The sequence below is a fragment of the Streptomyces sp. IBSBF 3136 genome, from assembly GCF_036815105.1.
GTDB lineage: Bacteria > Actinomycetota > Actinomycetes > Streptomycetales > Streptomycetaceae > Streptomyces.
The window spans coordinates 13,694-39,592 of the sequence record NZ_JAJSZC010000023.1; the positions used below are offsets into that span (position 1 = coordinate 13,694).

16 protein-coding genes and 2 pseudogenes are annotated in these 25,899 nt (G+C 67.9%); 12 read left to right on the top strand and 6 right to left on the bottom strand.

The features are described 5' to 3' along the window. Positions 1-419: 419 nt before the first annotated feature. Positions 420-818: a hypothetical protein gene (locus V7E45_RS07670; RefSeq protein ID WP_333773325.1), complete on the bottom strand. Its 399-nt coding sequence runs from the start codon at positions 816-818 to the stop codon at positions 420-422. A gap of 606 nt (positions 819-1,424) precedes the next feature. Next, positions 1,425-1,635: pseudogene (locus V7E45_RS07675) on the bottom strand (transposase); the annotation flags it as partial. A gap of 2,290 nt (positions 1,636-3,925) precedes the next feature. Here V7E45_RS07675 and V7E45_RS07680 point away from each other — a divergent pair. Both V7E45_RS07680 and V7E45_RS07685 read left to right on the top strand, forming a co-directional pair. Then, positions 3,926-4,864, top strand: a complete 939-nt coding sequence (locus V7E45_RS07680; protein WP_333773326.1) for a hypothetical protein — start codon at positions 3,926-3,928, stop codon at positions 4,862-4,864. Beyond that, positions 4,861-8,595 carry a CHAT domain-containing protein gene (locus V7E45_RS07685; protein WP_333773327.1) on the top strand — a complete coding sequence of 1,245 codons (3,735 nt, stop codon included), beginning with the start codon at positions 4,861-4,863 and terminating at the stop codon, positions 8,593-8,595. Before V7E45_RS07680 ends, V7E45_RS07685 begins: the two co-directional genes overlap by 4 nt. A 197-nt stretch (positions 8,596-8,792) precedes the next feature. Here V7E45_RS07685 and V7E45_RS07690 read toward each other — a convergent pair whose 3' ends face one another. Next, positions 8,793-9,311, bottom strand: coding sequence for a hypothetical protein (locus tag V7E45_RS07690; protein ID WP_333773328.1), 519 nt, complete (start codon positions 9,309-9,311; stop codon positions 8,793-8,795). A 1,221-nt stretch (positions 9,312-10,532) separates the two neighbouring features. Here V7E45_RS07690 and V7E45_RS07695 point away from each other — a divergent pair. The 9 genes and pseudogenes from V7E45_RS07695 to V7E45_RS07735 form a co-directional block, all read left to right on the top strand. Further along, positions 10,533-10,655: a hypothetical protein gene (locus V7E45_RS07695; RefSeq protein WP_333773329.1), complete on the top strand. Its 123-nt coding sequence runs from the start codon at positions 10,533-10,535 to the stop codon at positions 10,653-10,655. Between the two features lie 12 nt (positions 10,656-10,667). After that, positions 10,668-11,726, top strand: a complete 1,059-nt coding sequence (locus V7E45_RS07700) for a HesA/MoeB/ThiF family protein (RefSeq protein WP_333773330.1) — start codon at positions 10,668-10,670, stop codon at positions 11,724-11,726. 10 nt (positions 11,727-11,736) lie between these two features. Next, a complete protein-coding gene (locus V7E45_RS07705; protein WP_333773331.1) occupies positions 11,737-13,110 on the top strand; it encodes an ABC transporter substrate-binding protein in 1,374 nt (457 codons plus the stop codon). Further along, positions 13,107-13,856 (top strand): class I SAM-dependent methyltransferase, encoded by a 750-nt coding sequence (locus V7E45_RS07710; RefSeq protein ID WP_333773332.1) that lies wholly within the window; start codon positions 13,107-13,109, stop codon positions 13,854-13,856. Before V7E45_RS07705 ends, V7E45_RS07710 begins: the two co-directional genes overlap by 4 nt. A 32-nt stretch (positions 13,857-13,888) precedes the next feature. Beyond that, complete coding sequence (locus tag V7E45_RS07715; RefSeq protein ID WP_333773333.1) at positions 13,889-14,602, top strand: 2OG-Fe(II) oxygenase; 714 nt, start codon at positions 13,889-13,891, stop codon at positions 14,600-14,602. A gap of 116 nt (positions 14,603-14,718) precedes the next feature. Further along, positions 14,719-16,635 carry a PEP/pyruvate-binding domain-containing protein gene (locus V7E45_RS07720; protein WP_333773334.1) on the top strand — a complete coding sequence of 639 codons (1,917 nt, stop codon included), beginning with the start codon at positions 14,719-14,721 and terminating at the stop codon, positions 16,633-16,635. Positions 16,636-17,353: 718 nt separating this feature from the next. Beyond that, positions 17,354-17,644 carry a hypothetical protein gene (locus tag V7E45_RS40555; protein ID WP_443055973.1) on the top strand — a complete coding sequence of 97 codons (291 nt, stop codon included), beginning with the start codon at positions 17,354-17,356 and terminating at the stop codon, positions 17,642-17,644. Then, a complete protein-coding gene (locus V7E45_RS07730; RefSeq protein ID WP_333773365.1) occupies positions 17,644-17,955 on the top strand; it encodes a replication initiation protein, RepL2 in 312 nt (103 codons plus the stop codon). Before V7E45_RS40555 ends, V7E45_RS07730 begins: the two co-directional genes overlap by 1 nt. A 197-nt stretch (positions 17,956-18,152) precedes the next feature. Next, a pseudogene (locus tag V7E45_RS07735) lies at positions 18,153-18,308 on the top strand (IS701 family transposase); the annotation flags it as partial. Between the two features lie 49 nt (positions 18,309-18,357). Here V7E45_RS07735 and V7E45_RS07740 read toward each other — a convergent pair. From V7E45_RS07740 to V7E45_RS07750, 3 genes are read right to left on the bottom strand one after another with little or no spacing between them, the layout of a single operon-like run. Further along, positions 18,358-19,089: a hypothetical protein gene (locus V7E45_RS07740; RefSeq protein WP_333773335.1), complete on the bottom strand. Its 732-nt coding sequence runs from the start codon at positions 19,087-19,089 to the stop codon at positions 18,358-18,360. Positions 19,090-19,104: 15 nt separating this feature from the next. Next, complete coding sequence (locus tag V7E45_RS07745) at positions 19,105-20,892, bottom strand: Hsp70 family protein (RefSeq protein WP_333773336.1); 1,788 nt, start codon at positions 20,890-20,892, stop codon at positions 19,105-19,107. A gap of 22 nt (positions 20,893-20,914) precedes the next feature. Beyond that, positions 20,915-21,991, bottom strand: coding sequence for a hypothetical protein (locus V7E45_RS07750; protein WP_333773337.1), 1,077 nt, complete (start codon positions 21,989-21,991; stop codon positions 20,915-20,917). 1,283 nt (positions 21,992-23,274) lie between these two features. Between V7E45_RS07750 and V7E45_RS07755 the strand changes: the two genes are divergently transcribed. Next, on the top strand, positions 23,275-25,410 hold the full coding sequence (locus V7E45_RS07755; RefSeq protein ID WP_333773338.1) for a hypothetical protein: 2,136 nt from the start codon (positions 23,275-23,277) through the stop codon (positions 25,408-25,410). Positions 25,411-25,899: the final 489 nt, after the last annotated feature.

Consider the following 25,899-nt stretch of genomic DNA (forward strand, 5'->3'; position numbering starts at 1 on the left):
GCACGGGTTCGTCCGGGTACGCCTCGGGCCGGTGTCAGCGGGCCTCGAAGGAGCGCCTTTGAGCTGGTGTCCCCGCCAGGATTCCAACTAGTGACACCCTCTTAAGGAGATCGATCGCTCCTCGGCTTGGTCAGGACGCGCCTCCTGGACCGACGGTAGACGAGGCTGCTCTGTACCGCTGCCGTCCGGCAGCGTTGATGTCAGCGTTGGATGTCAGCGGAATAGTTCGGGCATAGGACAGGCCTACAAAGGTTCCTGCGGCCGGTCGATCCACCGCCACCAGACATGCCCACCGATACACCTCCACAGTGTCCGACAGGTCCGCCGGCCATCGTCCTCCCGCCGAACCAAGAGGTAGCCGCCAAACTTCGTGGGCTGGGTGCACTCGGGGCAGGCCGGGGCATCGTCGGTGAGTGGCCCTACCACTTCCGCCACCTGTCTGTGAGCTGGTACCGACCCAGTCCCTGGCGCGCGGTCAGGACTACATCGACACCATGCTCGTTGAGCGACTGGTCGATGTAGTCGCACAACGCCTCGCGCTCGTCGGTCTCGAAGGCGGCCTCGTTATGAGACTCGCTCACAGCGTTCAGTGCTAGGACAACGCGTTCCACGACGACGAAGACCCTCTCGTCGCTCGCCTCCCCCAGCCCAGGGAGCTCGTCCTCGAAGGAGTCGAGGACCTCGTCCGTCGCTGTGAGGAGTTCGTCGGGGAACAGCCCCATCATGCAGGCACACTCAGGATCCAGGGTGCCCGCTGCAAGCTCCTTGGCTTCCTCAGCTACGCCGTGACGCCAGCTCGTGGTCGGCCTCTCAGCCATAGCGGGACCGTACAGTTCGGAACTGACAGCGGCGGTGGGGGAACGGCCACCGAACTGCGACACCCGTCTTATGAGCGAGGCTGAGGGACCCCGAGTCAGACCTTGGAATCCCTGCTTTGGACGGCGTGGGGTCGTGCAAGCCTGGGGAATTTCGATCCCCCTCCCAACCCGCGGTACTGCTGAACTGCGCAGGATTTGCGCCGATTCCTCTGTTTGACCTGCCGGGACGCCTTCCACGACAGCTGTAGCCACCAATCAGCCACCTCGGACGGCTCAGGGCGACCCTCAGCGCTTGGTCATGTAGAACTGCGCCATGGTCAGGTCTGCCTTTGTCTGGGACGAGTTCTCCTGACGAACGAGGATCCACCCACCCACCGGGGGTTGGACACCAGGCTACTCACGCGCCCATACATCACCCGTGCCTTGGTCGATCTTCCTCTACTTCGCCCCCGAGGGCAGGAACGACCACCCGTTGGATGATGCGGAGATCGCCTCGGTGGCATGGACGGTGGCCAACCTCAGATCTCTGGTGGTAGGTGAACAGTCCTGGCTAGGGACTCCATCAGGCGCGGGAAGCGATGACGGCGGGGTTTGCGGCCCGCTGCTCTTGAGGCGGTAGGTACGGTTGAGGCCGGCGCGGATGACGCTGCTCGCGCGGAGAGACAGAACACTCTTCGCAGGCGGCGACTGTAGCGTCGGGGCTGATGGAGGTTGCCGGCGCGGCGTCCGGAGTCTCTGGCGATGAGGGGACGAGGCCGGTGGCGGAGGCGAGGTGGCCGGTGTAGGGATAGGCGGTCAGGTCGCCTGCGGCGACGAGAGATTAAGCTCCTGCGCGATGACCAGGTCGGTCGATGGCTCAGCTCGTCGCGGTGTCCTCGCCTCCTGTGTCAGGTTCCCTGATTACGGCGTAATCACCCAGCTGGCCTGTGTGCCTCGCTCTGTGAGTGATTACGGCGTAATCACTCACGACGCGGCAGCTTCGAAGGGGGACTGGGCAGGCGACGGTGGGGGAGCGAACCCTGTGATCAGCGAACCAGACCGAAAAGTCGTACGTGTTCCGGTCCACGCAGCCTCGAGTCGGCCGTCTCCACCATCCGACTGCGGAGCCCAATCCCCGCGGCGGCGGGCCGTGACTGCACTCGGACCGTCACCCTCATCCGTGGCGGAACACACTTGGAACGCGACCTGCTCGTCGAGCGGCCCCAGGAGCCGGCCGTTTGACCGCCGTAGGCCTGCGGCCAGTCACCCCCGCGGAGTTGGCTGCCAAGCCCACGTCCCTGGTGTGCGGACGGGATCTCGCTTCGCTCTAGGTAGACCTCTGCGGACCGGCGCTCGACGTGGAGAGCATGACAATGACTGGGCTCACTGTGGAGTCCTCGCCTTCTTGCGTCAGGCTCAACTCGCTGATTACGGCGTAATCACACGAGCGCATCACCACGACGCAGGAGCCGTAGATAGGAGAGGTTGAGCGGCGCCGCGGGGAAGGCACCGCGTGATCAGTCGAACTAGGGCCTGTGCGAAGGGTCGCGAGAACCTCGTGCTGGCTCCGTGGCTAGCTCGTCCGTGATCAAGGAGGAGCTCTTTAAACGCCGGGCCCAGACCCTGATCGTCACGGTGCGGGAGCGGCAGGTCATCGCCGCAGTCGTTGCCTTCCCAGTCCCGAGGCGCGGCGAGTTCGTCAATAGCAAGAGTGGTGTTCTGCTCGGGCGCGCTTGCGATGGTCTTTCCACCGCCTTCCCTGGCCCAAGGCGTGGCTTCAGCTGAGCCCAGTCTTCGTCCGGCAGATCATCCCGCCCCATGCCAAACGGATCGACTCATGGGCGGGCCCGTCACATGCTCGATCGGGAGGGCTCTAGGCCAACGAGTCGCATGTCTTGCGGACCATGCAGCCCGGCAAGTATTCGCGTCGCGATCCAGACCAGCGCCCAACGGAACTGCGGCTCAGCGACCGTGAGTTGCGCACTGTCCCGGCGGCTGCTCCCAACCCAGCGCAACTGCTCCATGCAGTTCTACCTGCGCCGGGGAGCCGCCCCACGACTTGAGGGTCACATGCCGCCCGTCCGGCAAGCCATAGCTTCGCCAGTGGCTGGAGCCTCGAAGGACTTCGAACGCCGACGGTGCGAACGAGAGCGTCATAGGGATTGCCGGTATCGCCCAGCATCATGCGGCCCATCACACACGCCCAAGAGTCCCAAGGGCGTACGCGTCGGCGAAGGAGCGCAGTGATTACGCCGTAATCACCCATCGGCCATGCCGGCTGATCGCGTTCTAGAGCCCTCGCGAGTCGGGTCAATAGCCGGAGTGACGCCTTTTGCACCAGGTACGGGATGCCTACGCATGCAGTGAGGGGAGAGGCTGCCTTCTATTGAGATTCGTGCCGAGACTAGACCCCGGAGCAGGCTCGCCGCCGACTGCTGACAGACACTGGCGCCGGCCGGGCGAACAAGTAGGCAGAGGTACGGGGCGGCCGACCGTCGGGGAAGCGCGGGTCGCTGCGTGACTCAATCAATCTGACGTGCTGACGAGCCCGCAGCCGGGGGAGTTCGTGTCCCGAGAACCCACGCCGATCGGGCCACATGGAAGACCGACGGCAGGTTCTCTCGCTTCCACACCTGTCCCTGACCTCGCCCCACTGCCACCTGTCCCGTCTACAACGTCGAGCTGCGCCTTGCTCGGCAGTAGTCCATCGCATGCCGATGAAAAAGCCCCCGGCAGGGGGCGACCAAAACGACGACTCCGGTCATATGAACCCCATGGTCTGGGCAGCCTTCATCCAACACGGCGAAGGAGGGCACTTGGCACTGGACCCCAGCATGGAACCGCGCGACGAGGGACCAGCGACGAGCCCCGAGGGCGAATCCACGCCTCCGTCTGCTCCGGAAGAACGAATATTCCCGATACGGCGCGCCCCGGTGGAGGCGGAACACTGGCAGTGTCCCGAAGCCGGGTGCACGCATCGGGTACCAGGAGACGACGCTGGCCCGTACGAGGACGAGTGCTGCCCGCTCCACCACCAAGCGCTCAAGCAAGTGGATTGAGCCGGACCGGACATGGGGGACCTTGCGAAAGGACTGGTCGAACCGCTCGCCCGCCGCTGGAGCAGCGCCATGAGCGGTGCAGTGGTGTGTTTCTGGCTGGTAGGCATCGTGTTCTATCTCGCCAGCACCCGGCCACGCCGGATCGACTGTAACGGTGACGACGCGACGAAAGCGCACCCGGTCTGCCTGATGACACGGCACGGCGGCTTCGGTATCGGAGTCACCACCGCCCTGGCCCTGGGCATCATCGTCATGTCCGCCCTGCTCACCGTGTGGTGCGCGCCCGGGGTGCTCAACCTGCTCAGCGGTGCCTGGCCGGACGTGCCATTGCTTCGGTGGTGGGCGCGGCGGCGTATCGCAGCACACCGTGGACAACGCGGCAAGCTCGTCGCGGCCATGCAACCCACGACGAACGACGTCCTTCAGGTACGCCGGGCTGCGGCCGCCTCCGCCGCCCGGCGCCACTACCCCAAGGGCAGCGCCACCCTCCAGCCCACCCGGATAGCGAACGCTCTGGCGGCCGCCGAACAGCGGGTGGCCGAACGGCACGGTCTGGACATGGAACTGTGCTGGCGGCCCCTCGTCGAAGTGGTCGACCCGGCAGTACGGACACGTCTGGAGTCGGCGTCCAGCCTGATCGTCACCCGGGCACAGGCCGTACTGTTCGCCGCAGGGCTGCTGGCGTGGACCTGGTTACTGCCGGCTTGGTGGACTCAGGTGGTCTACGCGGTCTCCTGCCTGCTCCTGGTGGGGCTCGCCTGCCGTGCTGTCGCAGCGGCGGTGGAGGCCTATTGCGACGCCGCAGAGGACACCTTCCTCCTTCACCGGACCAACCTCTACCGTGCCCTGGGCTTCCCGCTTCCGACCACCACCCAGGCTGAGCCGGGGGAGGGCCGGAACCTGGGCATGTACTTGGCGAAGCGGAGTCTGCCGCCGGTCACCTTCGACTGGCCGGCCGACCCGGCGCTGCCCCAGCCGCTGACGACGCCAGGTGGAGGACAGCCATGAACCCGGCGCAGGCCGGGATCCCGGCGCACCCCTGGCAGAGGGAGATCGTTACCGCTCCCGCAGGAAACGACCTCGACGACACAATCCGTGTCCTGCTGGACCTCGTGGCCCAGGCACCCATAGCCTCCGCAACGCGCGCAGACGCCGTGCGGGACCTCGGCAACGCCATGCTCACCCGCTACCTGCGGCCCTCACCGCACGGGGAGCAGTACCGGATGGACGCTCTCGACACCGCCGCCGACCTCTACGCCGCAGCTTGGGAAGCAGCCCCGGCGGACGCCCCCAACCGCGCCGGGTACGCCTCCAATCACGCAGTGGCCTTGCTGACTCGCTTTCGGGCGCTGGGCCGAGAGGAGGATCTCGCCTGCGCCGAGGAGAGAGCCCGCACGGCCGTGGGCCTGACGCCATACGGTCATCCAGACCGAATTGGCCGCCTCCACACCCTGGCGATCGTTCTTGCCAAACGCGCTCACCGTCTGGGCGACGCCGGTCTACTCGACGATGCCGTCCAGCAGCACGCCGAAGCCGTGACGGCGTTGACCCCGAACCACCCACGCCGCGTCGCCGTGGTGAGTGGTTTCGGCAACGGCCTGCACCAGCGTTACCGCTTGAGCAGCCATCCCGCTGATCTGACACAGGCCGTGACTTGCCATGAGGTGGCACTCGCCGAATGCGGAAACAGCCATCCGGCGCGTGCCGCCTGCTTGAGCAACCTGGGTGACTGTCTGCTCACCCGGTTCCGTACGACAGGGGATGCGGACGACCTGACCACGGGGATCGAGCGGCTGGAAGAAGCCGCGGCAGCCACCGTCGAAGCAGACCCGGACTTCCCGACCCGACTGAGTAATCTCGCCTCTGCCCTTCGCACGCGCTACGACAATCAAGGTGACCCTGCCGACCTCGACCGCGCCGTAGCGCTGACGGAGAAGGCGCTGTCGGCGATGTCGTCGGTACATTCGGAGCGGCCCACCCTTCTGGGGAACCTGGGAGCGGCGCTGCACACCCGATACAAGCATCGCGGGGTCGAACGCGACCTGGCCGCCGCTGAGAAGGCTCTGCGAGAGGCACTCGAGTCGCTGCCCACCACTTCCCTAGACCGTCCGCTGTGGCTCAACAACCTCGGCAACGTCCTGTTCTCCCGCTTCGAGCGCTGCGGGACACCGGCCGTCATCGACGAGGCCGTCGCCTGCGCAACCAGGGCCGTCGAACAGACAGCGCCCCAGGATCCCGCCCGCAGCACCCGCCTGCACGGCCTCGCATCCGCCCTCCGGGCCCGGTACGACCGGTGCCAGCGGCTCACCGACCTCGACCAGGCGATCGAAGGTGAACGGGCGGCCGTGGCAGCCGCCGCATCTGGCACGCGAGCGCAAGCGGTCGCCCTGGGCGGACTGGGCAGCGCCCTGCGGGACCGGTTCAGCGTCCGCGGCGTCCTCGCGGATCTCACCACGGCCGTCGACGCCATGCGGCAGGCTGTCGCATTGGTCAGTGCCCGCGACCCGGATCGCCCGACCTGGCTCTCTCAGCTCGGGGGAGCGTTGGCTGAGCGCCACAACCTCGGCACCGGCATCGGGGACGCCGACGAGGCCGTCACCGCCCTGGTCGACGCCGTGCAGGCAACGGACCCGGGGCATCCCCAATATGTCCGGCGGATGCTGAGCCTGGCCGAGGCGCTGAGGCTGCGCCACGCAGAGCCGGCCGCCCTGGAAGCCGCCGACAACACCCGAGAACGGAGCGATCTCGACCATGCCGTCGGCTGTTGCCGCGCAGCAATACGGTCAGCCGGGGACGGGCACCCCGACCGGCCCACAGCCCTGCACCAACTCGGCGGCACCCTCCTCACCCGCTACCGCCGCGACCACCGGGCGGTGGACTTGTGGCGCGCCCTACGAGCACAGCACTGGGCTCTGGCACTCACGCCGGCCGACCACCCCGACCGGGCCCTCATGCAGCGCGCACTCGCCTATGGGGTGCGCCTCCGCCACCAGCGCTCCGGACGGCTCGACGATGCCCGCACTGCCGTCCGCCTCGCCCGCGAGGCGGCAGAGGTCAGGGGCCCGGACACCGAGTCCGCGTCACCGGCGTCGCTGGCGGAACTCTCCCGCTGCCTACGGAGCCTGGCCCTCGCGCTCGATGCTTCGTCGCCCGGTGGGCGGCAAGCGGACGAATACCGGGCCGAGGCCCGCACACAGGGCCGACTCGCACTGGACCTCCACGTACGCAATGCTCCGGCCCAGTCCCCGCAGTCCGCACTGGCCACAGCCCGCGGCGCCCGCCTCCACACTGCCGAGGTGGCCCGCTGGTGCCTCGCAGATCAGCGGCCCGACGAGGCGATAGAAGTACTCGAGCAAGGCCGCGGACTCGTCGTACACGCTGCGATGCTTTCGGGGTCGGTCGGCGACCGGCTGCGCAAAGCCGACCGACCGGATCTTGCAGAAGATTGGGAGGCGGCCCGGGCCGAGGCACACCGCAACCGCCGGCGCACAGTGCCGGAAGAGCTCAGGCACCAGGTCATTACCGCCCTCACCGCCGACACCAACCAGCCGCAGCTCCCAGGGCCGCCCACCTTGCACGAGATCCAGCACGCCCTGAACACCACCGGCAACGACGCCTTGGTGTACGTGATGACCGGCACCCCGCACACAGCGGGATACGCACTGCTCGTGCCCCGCACCGGCCAGCCAGTGGGACTCGAACTGCCGGGGCTGCGCGCAGTGCCTGGCAACCCCCTCGCCCAGTACATCGACGCCTACAACCACCACCTCCGGGCCTCCGACGCACGGATGTCCGCCGAGGCAACGGAGACAGGTCCAGCCCTGCGCCAGGCCCGCGAGGAGAGCCACACGGCCTGGAGCACCTGGACTCAGACTTTGGACCACCTGTGCGACTGGGCATGGGACGTCCTGATCGGGCGACTGCTCGAGACACTTTCTGCATCCGGCTCCACCAAGCCCCGGCTGGTGCTAGTCCCAAGCGGCCATGCCGGATTGGTGCCCTGGCATGCAGCACGGCGCCCGGACGGCTCCGGACCGCCCCACTACGCCGTGTACGAGGCGATCTTCTCTTACGCGGCCTCCGCCCGCGCGTTCCTCGCCGTCGCGGAGCGCGAGCTGACGACGTATGACGGCCGCGCGCTTCTCGTGGGCAACCCGACGAAAGATCTGAAGTATGCCGACGACGAAGCGGACAGCCTTCGCGCTTACTACCCGCTCGCCGAGAGGCTGGGTGCATCCGACGCAATCAGTACAGGCCCGGCCGTACCGGGGCGGGTGCTCGCCGCACTCCCCGGTACGGAAGGCGAAGGTCTGCCCATGGTGCACCTCGCCTGTCACGCCACGTTCGACAGGGATCCGACCACGTCCAAGCTGCTCCTGGCCAACGGCCAGAGCCTCACGGTGAGCCGCCTACTCGCCCACAGCGGCCGGCGCACCACCACCGTCGGCCCGTTGGTGGTGCTGTCCGCCTGCACTTCGGCTCTTACCGCAGACAACTTCGATGAAGCGCTCACGCTGTCCACGGCTTTCCTGACAGCCGGGGCAGCGGCCACAGTCGGTTCCCTGTGGACGGTGAACGACATGAGGACACCGGTGCTGATGGAAGAGTTTCATAGGCTCATGACCCAGAGAGGCCTCGCCCCAGCCGAGGCTCTGGGCGAGGCGCAAGCCCGCCAGGCGGAATCCTCGGAAAGCGGATCGCCCTACTACTGGGCGGCCTTCTCCCACCATGGTCGATGAGGGGTGGGAGCCCGGGAAGGCCTGCCACGGTGATGATGCGGGCGGCTCGCCCAGGACCACACTAAGGGCATCCCGGTACTGGCGCAGGAGTCGGGGTCATACCTGCCAGCGCGCGGCGTCGCCAGTGCAGTTCGTCAGGGGCACACCGGCCGCGGCTAACGCGGCCTTTTGGTCGCTGCTGTCAGGCCAAGCCCCGATCACGACGCCTCCTCTTCGTCCTCATCGATGCGCTCCGCACTCTCTGAGGAGTTGGGGGATAGGCCAAGGGGATCGCTAAGTCCCTGAGCGAGGGAAAGCTGGGTGATGGCGGCCCGGAAGATCGGCACGTTTTCCTTGGCCATCTGGTAAGCGATGTTCTTGTGCCAACTCGGATTGTCCGGGTCCCACACCGGGCTGATGGGGGCATTGATGCCTTCCGGCCACCAACCCTCGCGCACACCGCGCGGCACCGCGCGGGACAGGGCGACGGTCGGCCCATTGAGCTTACCCAGTACTTGGCGCAGCCGCTCGGCATCGATGTAACCGTCGCCGTCGACCACGACCATCTCGGCGAACCGGCGGGCGCCGGCGGGGAGGGAGCGGAGGTAACGCTCGGCGCGGTCGACGGTCCAGCCGGTATCGACAGTGGCGACGGTCAGCTCCGCGCCCTGCTGCGCGGCGAGAGCGAGCACCCTCTCGGCGAACTCCTCGCTCGCCCCCTCGATGGTGATTTTCACTGGATGCCTCCGTCAGATTCTTACCCGGTTCTCCGGGGTCTACATGACAAGTGTCAGACTACCGACGGGTCTCACTCCATCTAGACCCTGCAGAAGCCGGCCTGAATTCTGCACCGATCGAAAGCCGGGGCCGCGTCGTCATCGGGCGGTGGTACGTGGGAGTCCGTCAGTTCAGCAGCTCCCGGTACGGGGGAGCCGTTGCACAGATCCAGGGCGACTTTCAGATCTACCCGAAGAACGGGCACCAAGTCCCGCAGTGACCGGCGCCTGCTGGTGGGTCATGCGGCCAGCCAGACGAATCGCGGTGACCGGTTCGCGTCCGTGTCGGGTTTTGACGTCCTTCCGAAGCGGGGATCCGCAGACGCGCCATACGCTCGTGATGGCGCCACCAGTCCCGCCATGTGTCACGGCGGTGCTCAGATTCCTGGCAGCAGTGCAGGCAGGGCACTGACGACGACACCGGCTGCTGCACTAACCAGGGCGCCCCACTCCGGGGTGCCAACGTAGTACTTGGCGGCCAAGGCCAGGCCACCCAAGCCAACGGAAGGGGCGATCCAAGCGAGGAGGCGGCGAGTGGCCGGGGGGGCATGACGGAGTTACTTCGGGCTCGGAGGGTGCCGAAGTGTGGGGGAGCGGGGCTTAGCGGCGCAAGCCCCGGGTGGCAGCCTCAACGCTGCCCATGGCGAAAATCCCATTCAACCGCTCTGACATGTGCATTTCCTGGATCTCAGGGCTCGACTGGCGGCCTCTACACCGCTACAGGGTGGGCTCGCGGCGGACCCGCTCACCGGCGGCGACGGTTGCCAGGGGAACGCATCCCGCGCAGGCGCTCGTCAGCCGCGGGACGACGAGGACTCCGCTGCCGTGAGTTGAGGACCTGGTCGAGGCGGTGACCCACCCCGGCCGGGTCAGCGCCCCCGACAACGAGCTGCTCATCGAGCAACTGCTCGCGTCGTCAGCCGCAAGGCCCCGATCGCCCCAGGTCCGGGTGTGAGCGAATTTCGGCTGTGTTCAGGCGGGGCGGCCTCGGAAATCATGGCGTGAATGCGCACATTGTTTTTGGATCGGCCGTTCAGGCGGCTCGGTGCAATTGAAACCACAGAGACCGGTGGTGCGAGGATCGTTCAAATGCCCACGAATACCGGGGGTTTCGCCCCTTGACGGCCCCGCCGTCCCGCCCTAGTTTTGGTGCCTCCAGCCGACCTGCGAGGTGAGGCGTGCATGCCTGAACTGGTTGAGCAGAGCACGGAACAGGAAATAGAAGGCGAATCCGGGGAAGAGATCTTCTACATCGAGGAAATCGATGTCGTTCCCGCTGACAGCCTTCTCACCATGCGTTGTTAGGTGCCTCCTGGGATGTCAGGCACTGGAAGCGCAGACGAGTTCGTTGCCGGATCCGCGACGGTCTGGTGTCTTCAGCCGGGCTGGCAGTTCGCAAGGTCCGGCAACGGGCTCGACTTCTTCACGGATGTGCGGCGGATTCGGGTGTCCGCGCGGCCGGACTTGGTCGACGCGCTGCTGGAATGCCTCACGACGTCGGGCAGCGGCGGCGCTGGCCCGGGCGTTGCGGGCGCTGTAGACGACCGCCGGCAGCTGCCTCGCGTGCTGGCAAGACTGGAGCACCTGCGCGTCGTCGGGCGACGGCCGCGGCAGGTCGAGGGCGGGCCACAGGTCGACCCGGCCGACCGCGCGCAGGCGGCCTACCTCGAGCGGATCGGCCTGGAGCCAACCGAGGCGCAGGCCGCGCTTGGCGCCTCGTGCGTCCTGCTGCTCGGCCTCGGGGGCACCGGCTCCGCCGTCCTGCAACACCTGGTCGGAGCCGGGATCGGCGGCGTCGTCCTCGTCGACTTCGATATCGTCGAATCCTCGAACCTGGGACGGCAGTTCGTGCATTCCCGAGCGACATTGGGATGGCCGAAAACCACCTCAGCCACCGCGTACGCCAAATCCCATTCGACCAGCATCCGAGTTCGCACGGAGAACCAGAAGATCACGTCTGCAGCCGACGTGGCCGCAATACTGAAACGAGCCCCCGAGGTGTGTGCGGCAGCCGTGTGCATCGACACCCCAGCCGGTCTTTCCTTCGATCTGTGCGCGGAGCCGTTGTGGCAGGCTGGAGTTCCTTTCATCCATGGCGGTGCGATGACCCAGAGCGGATTTTTCGGCCCCCTCTTCGCCGAGACGCATGGCAGTCCTCCACCGGCACGCCTGGGTTTAGGGCCCACAGACCGGGCCGCCCTGCTCGACGCATGTTTCGCACCGTACAACACGATGCTGGGGGCCTATATGGCTGCGGAACTGGTGCACCACCTGAGCGGTGCCGGTCACTTGGTCGATTATCGTGAGCGGACATTCGTCGACTGGTCGCGGATAAGGCCCGAGAAGATCCCGGCCTCCCCCGATCGCGTCGGCTGAGAAGGCCGCCATGGAAGCGGCCGACAGGCAGACGGACGGCGTAGTCGTCGAGGTGGAGACCCAGCCACGGCGACTCCTGCACGAGGCGCGCGACTGGGGCGAGCTGCTGCTGACCCGGCAGCTCGTCGAACCGCTCTTCGTGGAGGGCCCAGGACGCTCGATCTCCAGCAAGCTGTTCAGCGGCGTCGTACGGGAGGACCGCCACACCTGGCGCCTCGTCCTGTGCGACGAGGCCCGCTGGAGCGACGGCACCCCCATCGCGGCACGGGACGTCTGCGAGCAGCTGCGCCGCGCGGCTCTCGCCCGTGGCGCCGCGACCGTATGTCTGGCCTTCCTAGCGGAGCTGCGGCTCGTAGACCAGCGTACGGTCCAGCTCATCACGAGAGTGCCGGTGGGAGAGGTGGGACGGCTGCTGACCTGTCCCGCGGCGGGACCGGCGCCCCGCGCCCGTGGTGTCGCCAGCGGGAAGTACTCGCTGGCCCGCCGGCAGCCCGACCATACCGTCCTGACGAGACCCGACCGCGGCCCGCAGGTCACCGCGGTCACCTTCGCCGACCGCTCGGCGTACGACCGGGCCGTTGCGACGGGCGCGCTGGATGCGTCGTCCCTGACCACTGGCGCGAATCCAGCGTGGGACGGGCAGCCGGGACACTTCGTGAGCGCCGCCGATCTAGACGTGCTGGTGGGTTTGGACCTGCCCGCTGTCCTCGGCCCCGCGACAGACATCGCGCGGGCGATCGACCGTGCGGCGATCGCCCGCGCGGAACGTGATCTGCTGCGCCCTATTCGCACCCTCACCGGCCTGTGGACGGACACCGGACCCACTAGCGAAGCGGCGGAGCGGTCCGTGCGCGCAGCGCGTGCCGCGACCCGCTCGGAGCGGGAACGCGGGTGGCCCCTCTACTACGCGGAGTTCGAGCCGAACCGCAAGGTCGCCCGGATGCTGGCCGATCAACTGTGGCAGCGGCTCGGGCTGCGCCTGGTACCCGTGAAGAGGCCCTACGAGGAGTTCATCATGGATCGGGAGCGCGCGCAGGACGCCTTTCGTCTGACACTGACTGCACCGGCGTGGACGCACCCGGTGGCGCCGCTGGCCCCCGCCTACCTGAGGAGCCGACGCAGCGGGAGCGCGCCCGAGGAGTTCCTCCGCCGCTTCGAAGCGGCGCTGGCCGCCGAGTCACCCGCCGAGGCGGTCCGCCGCGCGGCCCTGGCCGAAAGGCTGCTCGCCGGGACGGCAGACCGGCCCGCTCCCGTCCCCGTGGCGGGGTTGCGCGCCCAGATGCGCCATCGCGGACCGGCCAACCTGTGGATACCGCCGTCGGGCCTGCTGGACTTCACCTCGCTGTCCGACGCCCACTCCAGCCGAGAGGCAGAGCACCGGTGAGACTCCGTCACCTACCGCTGATCCGTTCGTACTGGGACAGCCACTCGGAGGAATACTGCGCCTCGCACCCGGAGCACCTGCACGAAGAGTTGCATCCTTCCTGGGGGCTGTCGCACCTCCCGGAGGACGAGTTGCGACTGCTGCCGGCCACCGGCGACGGCCGGCGCCTGGTCGACCTGGGCACCGGCCGTGGCCATGACGCGGTCGGCTTCGCGGAGCGCGGCTACCGCGTGCTGGCAGTCGACGTGTCCAGCGCGCAACTGCGGCGGGCCATCCGCCACGAGCACGTGCAGTACGTCGTCGCCGACGCCGAGCGGCTGCCGTTGCCCGATGCGTCCGTCGACGTGGTGATCAGCGATCACGGAGCCTTCGACCACTCACCCGCGGTTGCGCTGCTGCGGGAGTCCCACCGGATCCTCAGACCCTCGGGCCTGCTGGTCGTGTGCACCTACCACCCTCTGGCCCTGTCCTGCTTCGACTCCACGACGGGACGGGTCACCCAGGAGCTCACCCGCCGCTATCCAGTCGCGGAACGACAGTTGTGGAGCGACGGAGCCGTCGTCGCCTCCTTCCTCGGCTTCTCCCCATGGGTGAACGCGCTGCGGTCCACCGGGTTCCGTCTGGAGCGGGTCGAGGAACCCCTGCTGAGAGAGGACCAGAAGGCCTATTTCGACGAGTTGGTGACCCATTCCTGGTCGTCGCGCTGGCCCGTGGACCTCATCAGCGTGGCGCGCAGGACGCCGTGAGGACAGCGGTCCGGATTCGGAGTTGATGACAGATGACAAGTACCACACCAGTCGCAACCGGGCTGCACGTGCGGACGGCGGCGCTTGACTTCCTGACCAGCGACCGGCTCGCCGCCACGCTCACCGACCTCCGGCGAAGCGGCGCCGCCGGAGCGGACATCACGGACGCCATTCCCAGAACAGTGGCGGACGCCGTCCAAAAGGACATGCGCCAGGACCCAGGCTGGCAACAGGAATACTGGCTGTTCGACGAGAAGGCGCAGGTGCATCCAGTCGACCCGGCCGTCTTCTTCTCCTCACCCCACACGGCGCGGTTCTCCCGCAACGCCTGCCTGCGGCGCCCGAGTAAAGCCTCGATGTCCCTCAGGGGGCTACTGTCGGCGGTGGTCTCTGCCCAGGCCCTGGACGCGCTGTCCGCCGTGTACGGCAGGACGCTGAGATTCGCCTCGGCCGACATCGCCGCCTACCGAAGGGGAGACTATCTGCGGCGCCACGCCGACACCTTCGACGACCGCTGCTTCGGCCTCGTCTGGTTCCTCAGCAATCCCGACACGACCGGGTCCGGCGGCGAGCTGGTCGTGGAGGCGCCGACGGGTGAGGGCCTGGTGATCGCGCCGCGCGCCGGCAGCGTGGGAGTGATACCGATCAACCCTTCCTACACCCATCTGGTCTCACGCATTCAGCAGGACTGGATCAGGTATTCGATCGCCACGCACTACGCCCTCGACACACGCAATCCCGCGTAGCCGCCGACCCGCCAGAGGATCACCCGTCACGGACTGCTGCTGTACGCTCACGTCCAAGCGCTTACAGTAACGGGAAGCCCCCGACGACAATTTGACGATGCTTCAGGGGAGACCACATGGTTGACGCACTGGCGCGCCTGGCACAGGCCCACGAGTCTCACGGCGGCAAGGCGGCCGGTCTGCGAAAACTGATCGACGGCGGATTCACCACCCCCCCGGGGGTCGCACTGTCGTCTGCCCAAGCGCAGGCACTGCTCGACGGTGAGCCAGACCTGGCGCGGCAGCTGAGCACGTGGCTGACGGGAGCGCAGGGCACGGTCGCCGTCCGCTCCTCCGCGACGGACGAGGACGGATCGGCGATGAGCTTCGCCGGCATGTTCGAGTCCCGACTCGGCGTCCCGGCGAACCTCGAAGCGGTCGCACGCGCCGTCGCCGAGGTCAGCGCGAGCGGCTCCAGCGCCCGGGTGGCGTCCTACGGCGGCTCAGCCACCGACCGCATTCCCGTGGTGATCCAGCAGATGATCCACCCCCGGGTCTCGGGCGTCGCCTTCACCTCCGCCGTGAGTCCCGACGGCGGCGACTGCCTCTACCTCGAATGGGTGGAAGGCCTCGGCGAGGAGCTGGTCTCGGGCCGCGCCAAACCGCACCGGGCAGTGATCCCGTGGTCGGCGGAACAGCCCGCGCTGGACCGGTCCGCCGTGTCGCTGTACGGCGGCACATTCCGCGAAGACGAACTCACCCGCCTGTGCGACGCCTTCGACCGGCTGCGTGACACCTTCCCCGGGGAATGGGACGTCGAATGGTGCATCGACGCAGACGGCGGGCTATGGCTGCTGCAGATGCGCCCCGTCACTCGTCCCGTCCAGGTTCCCGCCGGTGACGGCACGGCGCCCACGGTGGCAGCCTCACCAGGTCTCGCAGCCGGCCCGGCGTTCCTGGTGGACGACGAGGGTGACACCTCCGGACTGCGCGACGGGGACGTCCTCGTCGCGGAGATCACGGAAGTCGACTTCGTCCCCGCCATGCGGCGGGCCTCAGCCATCGTGACGGAGCAGGGGGGCCTCCTGTCTCACGCGGCCATCGTCGCCCGCGAACTCGGCAAGCCGTGTGTCGTCGGCGCGACCGGCGCCCGCGACGCGCTCGTGCCGGGGACCGAGACCATCGTCGACGGGACCACCGGCCAGGTGACACAGGGCTCGGTGGTGCTGGGCTCCGCCCGACCCCAGGAACTCGACTGGCGGTCGCTGTGCTTCTACGACCGCGGATTCGAATTCACCGCGGAGGGTCACTCCCTGTACATCGAGGCGCTCCCTGGCGGACTCGTGGCCTACACGTCCGAGGAGATCGAAGCGGCCGAGTCGGCCACAGTGCAGCGGGAGCTGCGCCGGCACTTCCACCAGGACGTCAGTGTCGTCACCGACCAGAAGCTGCTCTGGTTCTGGGAATGGCGCCGTTTCGACCAGCTCGCCCCTGTCACCCTGCTGGAGGCCTCCTTCCGGACCGCGGTGGCCCGTTGGGACAGCGCGGATCTGGCGCGGGTCGTCGAAGCCGTCAAGTCGGTAGCGGCGAACTCGGCGGCGGAGCCCGGCGAATCGCGTACCGGGGAACTGTACGTACGGGAACTCGGCGCCGCGCTGCACTCGCTGTGCGGCATCGCGGTCGAGGGCATCGGAGCCTGGAACAGCTACCGGGACACGGCCCTGTGGCGCCGGGAGGCAGGGGTGAGCTTCAACGAGATGCTGACCATGCCCGACTCCGATCCCCGGGCCACCGATGAAGTCCGGCACGTCCTGAGCTGTCTGCGTGTGCTGTCCGCGCTGCGCAACGAGGCCTATCCGTTCTTCATCCGCACAGGAGCATTCCACCTCGACTACTTCGAGAAGCGGCCGAAGCTCGTGGCCGAGGCATGCGACGAACTGGAGATCCCGTACGAGGACGAGTCGGCGAGCCTCAAACGGGTCTACAAGGCAGCTGGCTTTCGCCGGCACGACGCCGAATGGCAGAGCCGGGTGCTGAAGGCACTGGCACCCTAACGAGCCGCCCGGGCCCGGCTTCCCGCCCCCTTCGCCCTTCTGGTCCCCCACGCCCCTCGCTGCCCTCGGTGGGCGCTGTCGGCATGTCACCGCAGCACCTGTGCGGCATACCAGCACATTCCGACCGCCCCTTCGAGGCCAAGGGAAGAGCACGAACGGCGTCCCGGCGGTGTGTACCTCCCACGCCCGGCGTCGGTGGACCAAGCCGCAAGAACCCCGGCCGCCGTACGGCGCCAGCTCACCAAGCCCTCACAGGAAGGCTCAAGTAACTGCTCGCGCCTGCTGGTCTCGCCCTGAACACCGTCTCGTTGGTCCGCGTCCGACGCCCCCACATCGGCGCACATTTTCGTCGTAACGAAATCCTAGAGGCGCTCTCCGGACCCGTGACCAGCAAGGTTCACGTCGAGACATGAAGCGCTAGCCCCAGGCCTGACGGCACAGGCGCACGACGTCGGGCGTGACTACCTTCTCGGCGCTGTGACACATCTGGCGCATCCGCTGGGGATAGGTCCGCGTCCGGGGCAGCGGGCGGACCCGAGGCACCCGCACGACAGGATGCCGTGTCCTCGGGCAGGGATGGTGGGGGACAGGCCGACGGCGCGGCGCGGGATGCGCCCGAGGAACAATTCGCTCCGCCCGTCGCTCCAGAGTCACCGCCGGATGGCTCTGGCGGCGAGGGTGCCAGGCCTTCGCCGTGTGCCGCGCCTGGGTGGGCCCGGTGCGCACCAGCGCGGAGCGCGCCGAGGGCATCGGGGCCGTGGGCGTCGGCGCGTCCGGTGCGAGGGGAGCCCGTACGCCCAGCGGATGGCCGTCGTCTGGCAGGAAACTGGTGAAGCACCGCATCCTGATCGTTCGAGGGCGGGTCGGCAACTACAACTTCTACCGGATCAGCCCCTACATCGCCTTCCACGGAACGGGGCTCGAGCAACGAGAAGCAGTGAAGACGTGCAACCCGCCGGACATCCCCGGATTCGATGACAATGTCCCTGCACGGTGGGAGGCCCAGTGATCAGCAGCGACGACAAGCAGAAGAACCTCGAGCTGCTTGAGAAGACCGCCGGCATGACCGCGAATCAGCGACTCGTCGTCATGCTCTACGCGCTGCACCCCACCGACCGGTCCGGTGCCGTCCTTGAGACGGCCGCCAACCTAGCCCAGCTCGTCGGCATGGCCGCTCCCGTTTTCTCCCGCACGCGCAAGCAGGTCATCGAAGCCGGCTGGCTGGAGGAGACCGAGAGGATCGGCCACATCAGGTACTACCGACTCGACCCCAAGCGCATGGGCGAGCACGTCGTCATCCCCCTCCGCCGCGCCACATGACGTCCTGCAGACCGCACCTCATGTACATCACGTCAATGAGGTGCGGTCTGCAGGACGTGCTCCTTAGCACCAGGACACCATCAACTGTCTCGCCACTCACCACGCCTTCCCTCTGCTAGTCGGAGGAGCGGCGCCGAAGCCCGAAAGCCGGTCCGAGAAGTAGTCCAACTGTCGGGGCGGATCGAGCCGCTTCTTCCGGTGCGGCAGCGGCCTCCGGCTACTGGATGAGCAACCTGCCGGCCATCACCCCGATCGCTGGCCTGGTGAGGTGGGCGAAGATGCGCTGGCGGATTGAGCACGACTACTGCGAACTCAAACACGGGCTGGGCTTGGACCGTTTCGAGTGCCGTACTTAGCGCGGCTGGCACCACCACGTCACCCTCGTCATCGCGCGGCGCGGTGCTATGCGGCGGGGGGTTGGGGGCCGGTAAAGACGCGCTGCTTGGCGTGGCGGCGTGGCGGGTCCCCTTCGGTGACGACGTAGGCTGGGGCCACGACGAACGCGACGGGGTCGTGAGGGCTGCAGGGTTGCCAGACCACTTGCTTACGCGGATCGAGCGGTACACCGATGGTGCATTCGAATTGCCACGCGTACGCGTGTGACGTCGCCTCGGCCATCGCCACGATGTGTTCGGCGTCGGAGCGCAGTGCCTCCCATTGGCCGGTCGGGAGGACGACGCCTTGGCGGAGGAGCCAGTCCGACCCGTCTCCGTTGAACAGGGCCCGGGTGAGGTGACCCACGACCTCCGCTTCGGCACGGACCACTTCATCGGCGGGCAGGAACACACCTTCCTCCGCATTGCGACGCCGCACGACCTCACCGGCGACCGGCACCAGGTCTTGCTCGACCAGCCGGCTGAAGGACCTGGCAACCTCCTGATGGGCGAGGAACGCCTGGTCTGAGACGTCCGTCCGGTTGTCGACGTGCTGCCCGCGCAGGACGTTAAGGACATCCTCGTGTACCCGCTCCCGCTTCTCCAGGTGGGCGACACGCCCGCGCAGAGCGGCGACCTCGTCCACGAGGGCGGTCAGCAGATCGCTCTGGGCCTGCTCGTAAGCCTTCCTGCGGTTGAGGAACCGGTTGATCAGCTCGGTCAGCTTCATGGCATCCTCGTCGTCGGCGTGGCCGTTCATCCGCTCCGCTCTCGGTCAGTAGGCGCTGTCGAACCGCACGGTCTTAGCCATCGTGCGCTGAGTGGCGGGATCGACCGCCTCGACCTTCACGTGGGTGTCCCCGAAGCGCATGCGCAGCAGGACGGACCGTTCCTCGAAGGGCAGGCGCAGAGAGCCGGAGATGTCAATCTCGACCTCCCCGATCCGCTTGCAGTGCGGATCGTCCACGTACCGGGGTGCCTGGTCCCGCGTGCGGTACAGCGCGAACGCGATGGACGACTGATCGGGTGTCACGGGGCAGAACGTGTGGCACACGACGCGATCCACCTCCACCTCCTCGTTTCGTGTGACGAAGACGCTGAACCTGCCTTTGCACCGCAGCCCTTTGACGGTGTCGACGCGCTTGTCGTCGGGGTCGACGTCCTTCTCGAAGGGCATGTAGGTTTCGCAGCCGTAGGTGTACCGGGCCTTGCGGGCGCGGATGACGGACGGGTCGTAGGCGAAGTGGACGGCGCCGAAGAGCACCGCCACCGCGGCGTCGACCGGCGAGATCACCTCGGCACGGTCGCTCAGGTGCAGGGCGAGCCGGTGCCGCAGGTAGTCGGACCGCGCCATGCCACCGACAAGGAGCAGTTGCTCCACGCCGGGTGCAGGCCCGTCGGCGAGCCGGACCCGCTCCAGTTGCTTGTCCACCAGCCGGAGGATCTCGTCGATAACCTCGTCGAAGAGCCGAGCCACCTCGGCAGCGTCGACCACGATCCGGTGGGGGGCGCCGCCGGGATACTCCGCGAGCCGGCGCTTGGTCTCGTCGTCGAGCATGTCGTAGAGCTCGGACGGCAGAGAGAAGTTCGCTCGGCGTTTGAACCGTGGTGCCCCCGACGCCGGGTCGATGTCGACCTGCGCCGCGACCTTCCACGCCTCCCACTGGTCAACAAGGTCGAAGAGCAGGTGCTCGGCCCGTTCCCGGACCAGCGCGATGGTGGGTGCCCCCAGCCTCTCCGTGAGCACCTCCGTGACGAAGGACCGGTTGATGTACTCCGAGCCTAAACGGCCGCCGCGGGGAGTGGTGATCTCGCGGAGACGAACGGTGCCGTCGGGCCCCGCGTCGGCGCGATGCGCGGTGATATCGACCGTTCCACCACCGCAGTCCACCACGACGAAGCGGCTTCCGGCCGTCACACCAAGCCGTTTGCGCTCGGCACCGACGACCCCTGCCAGGTGGACCTGGCAGTGCAGGGCCGCCGCCTCGGGTTCGATGGCGAGCAGCAGCTGGTCACCGTCCTCCGGCAGGCCCGCCTCGGCCGCGGCCTTCCGCATGAAGTCCTGCTGTTCGTCGTCCCAGATGGCGGGAACGGTCAGACACCAGCGCACGTGTTCGGGCTGGTAGCCGCTCTTCATGATCTCGCCCAGCGCGAACCGGTGGATCTCCCGCAGGTAGGCGACGATCAGCGGCCTTGCCCGCCGCGGCGAGTCGGCGTTCACCGTGCCCAGGCCGGGGACGGCCGCACCACCGTAGCGTTCCGGGGTCAGCGCCATCTTGAAAGCACTGATGTACTCGTGTCCGTCCCGCTCGCCGTTGATGCCCAGCTCGCGCCACTCCCGGCGGGCGTCGAATCCCCATGCGAGCGTCTTCCCGTCCTGGCCGAGCAGCAGGGCCGACAGGTTCTTCGGGTAAACCAGGCCCTCACTGCCCGGCCAGCGGTCCTGGAAGAGGATCCGCCGCTGGCTCGCCTCCCGGTCGTCCTCGCTGACCACCGTCCACGCGAATCCGCTGCCGTGCGTGCCGAAGTCGATGGCCGCCACCACTGGATACTCGCCGCTCATGTGCGTCCCCCTCGGTCGTGCGTCATCGCCAAACCATCTCGACGTACCACGCCCACAACTTCCGTCCCGTCCCGGCGTCACCGATCGACTCGAAGACGCGGCCGAGGCGGACCAGCAGCTCCGGGTGGGCGTAGGCGAGGGTGGGCTCGGCGCGTAGCGCGGTGAGGGCCGTGTCCCCGATCTCGCGGGCGCGTTCGGTCTGGCCGGTCTCCGCGTACAGTTCCGCCTGACCGACGTACGCGGTGACGGGGCCCATCAGGTCATACTCGACGGCCAGCGCGAACAACGGCGCGGCGGCGCTCGCGACGACCCGCCGTGCCGTCTCCATCCGCTCGGGCAGCAGACGGTGGAGCTGCGGTGTGCGACCGCGGTGGGTCAGGTGGAACCAGTCGCACAGCACGCCGATCAACACCCCGCAGAACGTGCCGAGCTCGTCCTCAAAGGCCAGCGCTGCTTCCGTGGGCACCCGGTCGCTGCCATCCTCGGGGTGGGGCAGCGTGAGTCCGGGCACACTGAGCCGGATCGCGGAGCCGCCGGCGGCCTCGCCCAGGATGTTCCAGGCACACAGCTCCAGCAGCACCCGGCGACCGGCTTGGACCTCCCCGTACGCCAGCACGACGGGCAGGTCGTGCAGGGCCTCCCTGATGATCCGCACGTCGAGGTCGAGGTTGCGCAGCGGCCGGCCGATCGCTCCGGCGACCGGCACGAGGTCGTCCTGCCACGGCATGCGGTCCCAGGTGCGGCGTAGGGCCAGCAGGAAACGGGACGGGCCCTTATCGTTGTCGTCGCGCCCGAGGTCGTCCTGGAAGAACGGGGCGATGAGCAGGGCGGGGACGCGGCCGCCGCCGGTTTCGCGGTAGAGGTAGTCATGGATGTCCTCGGGCGGAAGGTTGAAGGGGCTGTGCGCCCGGTGCTGTGCCTGGCGGGCGGTTTCGGCCTGAAGGCGCACCGTGATTCGGGCGCGGTGCCAGTCGCTTTCGAGGTCCCGGTGGTGTACCGCACGGGCCGCCTGTTCGTGCAGCGCGGCCATGTACGCGTTCTGCTCGAAGAACGTGCCGTCGCGTTTGGTCTTCCATGCGTCGAGGCCGATCCGCAACACGTCCGGGATGATCTCAATGCCCTTATTGACGGCAGAGGCGTTGCGGAGCAGGTCGATGAACGAAGAGACTTGCTCGGGCTTTTCGAGCTTTTTGGGCTTGTGGGAATCCGGCACTGCGTCGCCCCCCTGACGAAGTGATCATGCCACCCGCGGCGTGTCGGCCAGGTGTCCCCGGCTCCCTTCCCGTCAACGCCAGTGCCCAATCCGGAAAAGCATTAGATAGGGCGAGGAGTACGGCTCCGGCGGATCCGCGTGGTATCAGCGGTTTGACGACAAGGACATCGTTGCCCTCTGGCACCGGCGTCGGGCAAAGGCGTCGCTTCCGTGCCGGACTGCACGACGGGGAGCGGGCGTACGAAGGTACGGCCGTGAGGTCATCCCGCCCCGGCGCTCGGGCCCTCGTCTCGGCCGGGCTCGTACCCGGCACCCGCCCGGTAGGCCTCTCGTCGGACAGCGCGGAGCCAGTACTAGTGGCTGGTCTTGCTCTGGCCCCCCCATGGTGACCGAGCTGGCGCCGATCGCTCCGCCGGTGCCCAGCAAGCCGCCTGTCAATGCGCACAAAATGCCGCGAGCCCGCCGCCCCGCAGGTCGATGCGGAGGGCCGCGCCGTACAGCTTGGGCGTCGGTGCGGCCGCATTCACAGACCCCCTCCGCGCTCGGCGCGCTCCTGGCAGACGTCGTCGGCTGCGTGGTCTGGGGGCTACGCGTCCTTGCCAGGGCGCCGGCCGCGGCATCCACAGCACCGCGACGCCGGGCCTCGCTGCCGGGGTCGACCGTCTCGGGCGATCCGAGCAACTACGGCGATCAGGCCGGAGGGCGGCTGTCGGGCGGCGTGTTGAGACGACTGCGTTCACAGCGGTGGTTCCAGTACGTCTGCCACCAGGACAACCGGTCGGCGGAATCCTGCGGAATCGTCCCGCTGATCGCTGACTGAGCAAGTGTCACGAGAAGGCCGGCCAAGGCCACAGCGAGTACTACGCCCCAGGGGGCGTGGGTGAGAGACGCAGCGAGGCTGCCGACGCTGCCGATACCTGCACCGGCCAAGGCTGTGGTGCCGCTGAGGCGGGATTGACCGTTGGGCTGCGCAGTGGGTGCGGGACGCGCCATGGTGGCCTCCTGTGTCCGTGATCGGGCGATCTGCGCCCCACAGTCGCGGAACCGGAATTGATGCAGAACGTGACCAGTAATTGGTCCAGGGGGGAATGAACATGGCCCGTCCCGGACGGCGTCTAGGGCCCATCGCCAAAGATCTACCTGCGGAGGTTTCCAGCTGGACGGCCACGGTGCGCCGTGTCCTCTTCGATCCGCTCTTGAATGGCGATCCACCGGTGACACTGGAGGAGATCGCCCAACGTCTGCTGGACGCAGCCCCGCCTGAATCGAAGGACGAGAAGCCTGGGGCCGCCGGAGCGAAGCGGCTGGGCGCGCTGCGGTCAGGACGTAGTGAGGCCTCCGTACAGCGGATGGCCAACGGCAAGCTGGTGCCCACCCGCGACGTCATCCTCGACCTCCTGCGAATTCTCGAGGACGAGCGTGGCACGCCGCAGCGCCAAGACTTGAAGGAACTGTGGGCAGCGTACAAGCCGGCGCTGAGGGAGCGTCTGCCCGACGTCTACGAGGTCTACCAGGTGGTTGACGGCTACGCCGGCGCACTCTTCCTGGTCGGCTCCCAGCAACAGGAGATCGCCCGGCTTGAGACGGTTCTGGAGCAGCAGCGGCACCGGGCAGCGCGGGCGGATGAGCGGGAGAAGCGAGCACGGCGGTCCCAGGCTGTTCACCGACAGGCGCTGAGATCCGCTCGCCACGACCTGCACCGTCTGCAGGGGCGTGAACAGCACACGATGCACAAGCTGGAGGATGCCTCTGCCGAGGTGGCCAGGCTACGCCAAGACGTGGCCACGGCCCGAGCCAAAGTCGAGCAGTGGCAGGAGCAGGCCGAATGGCACCTGCAGGAGAAGGAAGAACTCCGGCAGGAATCAGCGGTGCAGCAGGAAGCGTGGCTGGAGCGCGAGGCCCTGCTGCTGGAGCGACTCGCACAGGCCTGCGACACCTTACAGACCGCCGCTGAACAAGCAGCAGCAGTCGAAGCGGCCCTACGGGCAAAGGAAACCCATTGGCGCGATCAGGCCCAGGCAGGCCACGCCGCCGCCCGCTCGGCGCGAACCGACGCCGATGCCGCCCGCGGCCAGGCCGCGCTGGCACGGGCTGAAGCGGAGGCTGCACGGGAGGAAGCCGTACGTGTGCTGCGCGCCCAGCGGGACCGTGCCGACGCGCTCGTCGCCGCAGTCGGCGCAGAACAGGAACAGGCACAGCAGACCATCGGCCGCCTGGAGGAGGAGCTGCGCCGGGCCCAGGCGCAGCTCCGTGCGGCGCAGCAGAACGCGACCCAACAGGACGCCCAGCTGACCTCGTTCATCGCCGAGCGAGCGCTGAACGACGACCTTGACGACATCGTCAGCCAGGTTCTCGCCCAGCACCAAGAACTAGGCCCCGATGAGCCGGCCTGGATGGACCCACGAGCTGAAGCAATCCATATCCCCAGCTCAGAGGAGCCGTGGCCAAGCCCGACGTCAGGCTACGGCTACGCCGAGATGGCAGCCATTCCCGCACAGCCGAAGCCTGACAGCGACCTGCCCGACGGCCAGAAAGAGCCACCCGGGGGTACCGACCCGGGCGCACCTGTGACGCAGAACGACGCCCGACCGAACGTGAGTCCATACGATGTTGCGCCGCTGTCGGCCTCCGGTGCAGGTGCGGCCCCCGCCTTTCCTGCTGGCCCAGCCGCCCGCCTGTCCGCGCCGCAGGGCGCCGGGCCTGCGGCTGCGAAGAGCGAACCTTCCGGCCCGGACACCTCTGCGTCCTCGTCCGTTGGGGCGTCCTCTGGCCCGGCCCGGGCGGGGATCCTTCCGGACGCACCACGGGTCTCCATCGCGGCACCGCAGGTTGGCCACTCAGGAGACCTCAAAGTCATCTGGTTCCTTTTTGGCGCCTTCGCTGTGTTCCTCAGCTCGCTGATCATCTTTGCGCTCTGGGTCACACCCGGTCCGTCACCGGTCGCCTATGCATCCGGCAGCAAGCCCACCGTCGACGCGTCGGGATCCGGAGCCTTCGGCTCCAGCAGCAATACCTACACCTGGACGGTGAGCGGCACTCGCGCGATCCACACTCGCTTCACACTGACCCACGAAGGAGGCACCCTGCCCGGCCACCTCTCCGTCCAGCCTGCGCAAGGCTGCCGCCCCAACCTGCAGTGGACCTTGACCGCCGACAAGAGAACCATCACGCACGGCACCCTCACCGACACGGACACCCACAAGATCAAGGGAGCCGTCCCCGACAAGGCCAAGGCCCTCGACATCACAGCCACCTATGCGGAGGGCTCCTGCACCGCCACCTTGTCCTGGGTCATCGGTAGTTGACAGGGACAGCGGCCCCGACGACGGAGAACCAGATGGGCGGCAGAGCTCCCAGTGGCGCGCCATCAGGTGCCGGGCGGGGCCCGTTCCCGGACGCGACCGCATGAGTACGTCGGTGTGACCAGCGTGTCCATGCCTGCATCAGCGGCCGGGCGCCGCAGCGGCCCCGGGACCAGCCAGCGCCGCCTTGAACTGCCCGAGCACTTCGGCATCACGGTGCCGTGCCGCGTTCCGCAGGGCCGAGGCGTGACCGCTCCAGGAGTCACCGGCCTGCCCGCTCCAGGAGTCACCGGCCTGCCCGCTGACCGACTGGCGGTGTCTTGACGGCACAATTCGGCGATCAAACAAGGAGCTTCGGCAAGGCTTTATCCGGCAGAGGCAAAGGTTGCGCAGGTCGCCTCCTGTTCACTCCACAGGATCTACTCGCATAGAGCGAGTGGTGGTGTCATGCCGTCAGTCACCCGGCACCCCACCCTCCGGGCCGAACAAGCA

Coding starts and splice junctions, on each gene's coding strand:
- V7E45_RS07670 (WP_333773325.1), bottom strand. CDS start 818: ATGGCTGAGAGGCCGACCACGAGCTGGCGTCACGGCGTAGCTGAGGAA.
- V7E45_RS07680 (WP_333773326.1), top strand. CDS start 3,926: ATGAGCGGTGCAGTGGTGTGTTTCTGGCTGGTAGGCATCGTGTTCTAT.
- V7E45_RS07685 (WP_333773327.1), top strand. CDS start 4,861: ATGAACCCGGCGCAGGCCGGGATCCCGGCGCACCCCTGGCAGAGGGAG.
- V7E45_RS07695 (WP_333773329.1), top strand. CDS start 10,533: ATGCCTGAACTGGTTGAGCAGAGCACGGAACAGGAAATAGAAGGCGAA.
- V7E45_RS07700 (WP_333773330.1), top strand. CDS start 10,668: ATGTCAGGCACTGGAAGCGCAGACGAGTTCGTTGCCGGATCCGCGACG.
- V7E45_RS07705 (WP_333773331.1), top strand. CDS start 11,737: ATGGAAGCGGCCGACAGGCAGACGGACGGCGTAGTCGTCGAGGTGGAG.
- V7E45_RS07715 (WP_333773333.1), top strand. CDS start 13,889: ATGACAAGTACCACACCAGTCGCAACCGGGCTGCACGTGCGGACGGCG.
- V7E45_RS07720 (WP_333773334.1), top strand. CDS start 14,719: ATGGTTGACGCACTGGCGCGCCTGGCACAGGCCCACGAGTCTCACGGC.
- V7E45_RS07740 (WP_333773335.1), bottom strand. CDS start 19,089: ATGAACGGCCACGCCGACGACGAGGATGCCATGAAGCTGACCGAGCTG.
- V7E45_RS07745 (WP_333773336.1), bottom strand. CDS start 20,892: ATGAGCGGCGAGTATCCAGTGGTGGCGGCCATCGACTTCGGCACGCAC.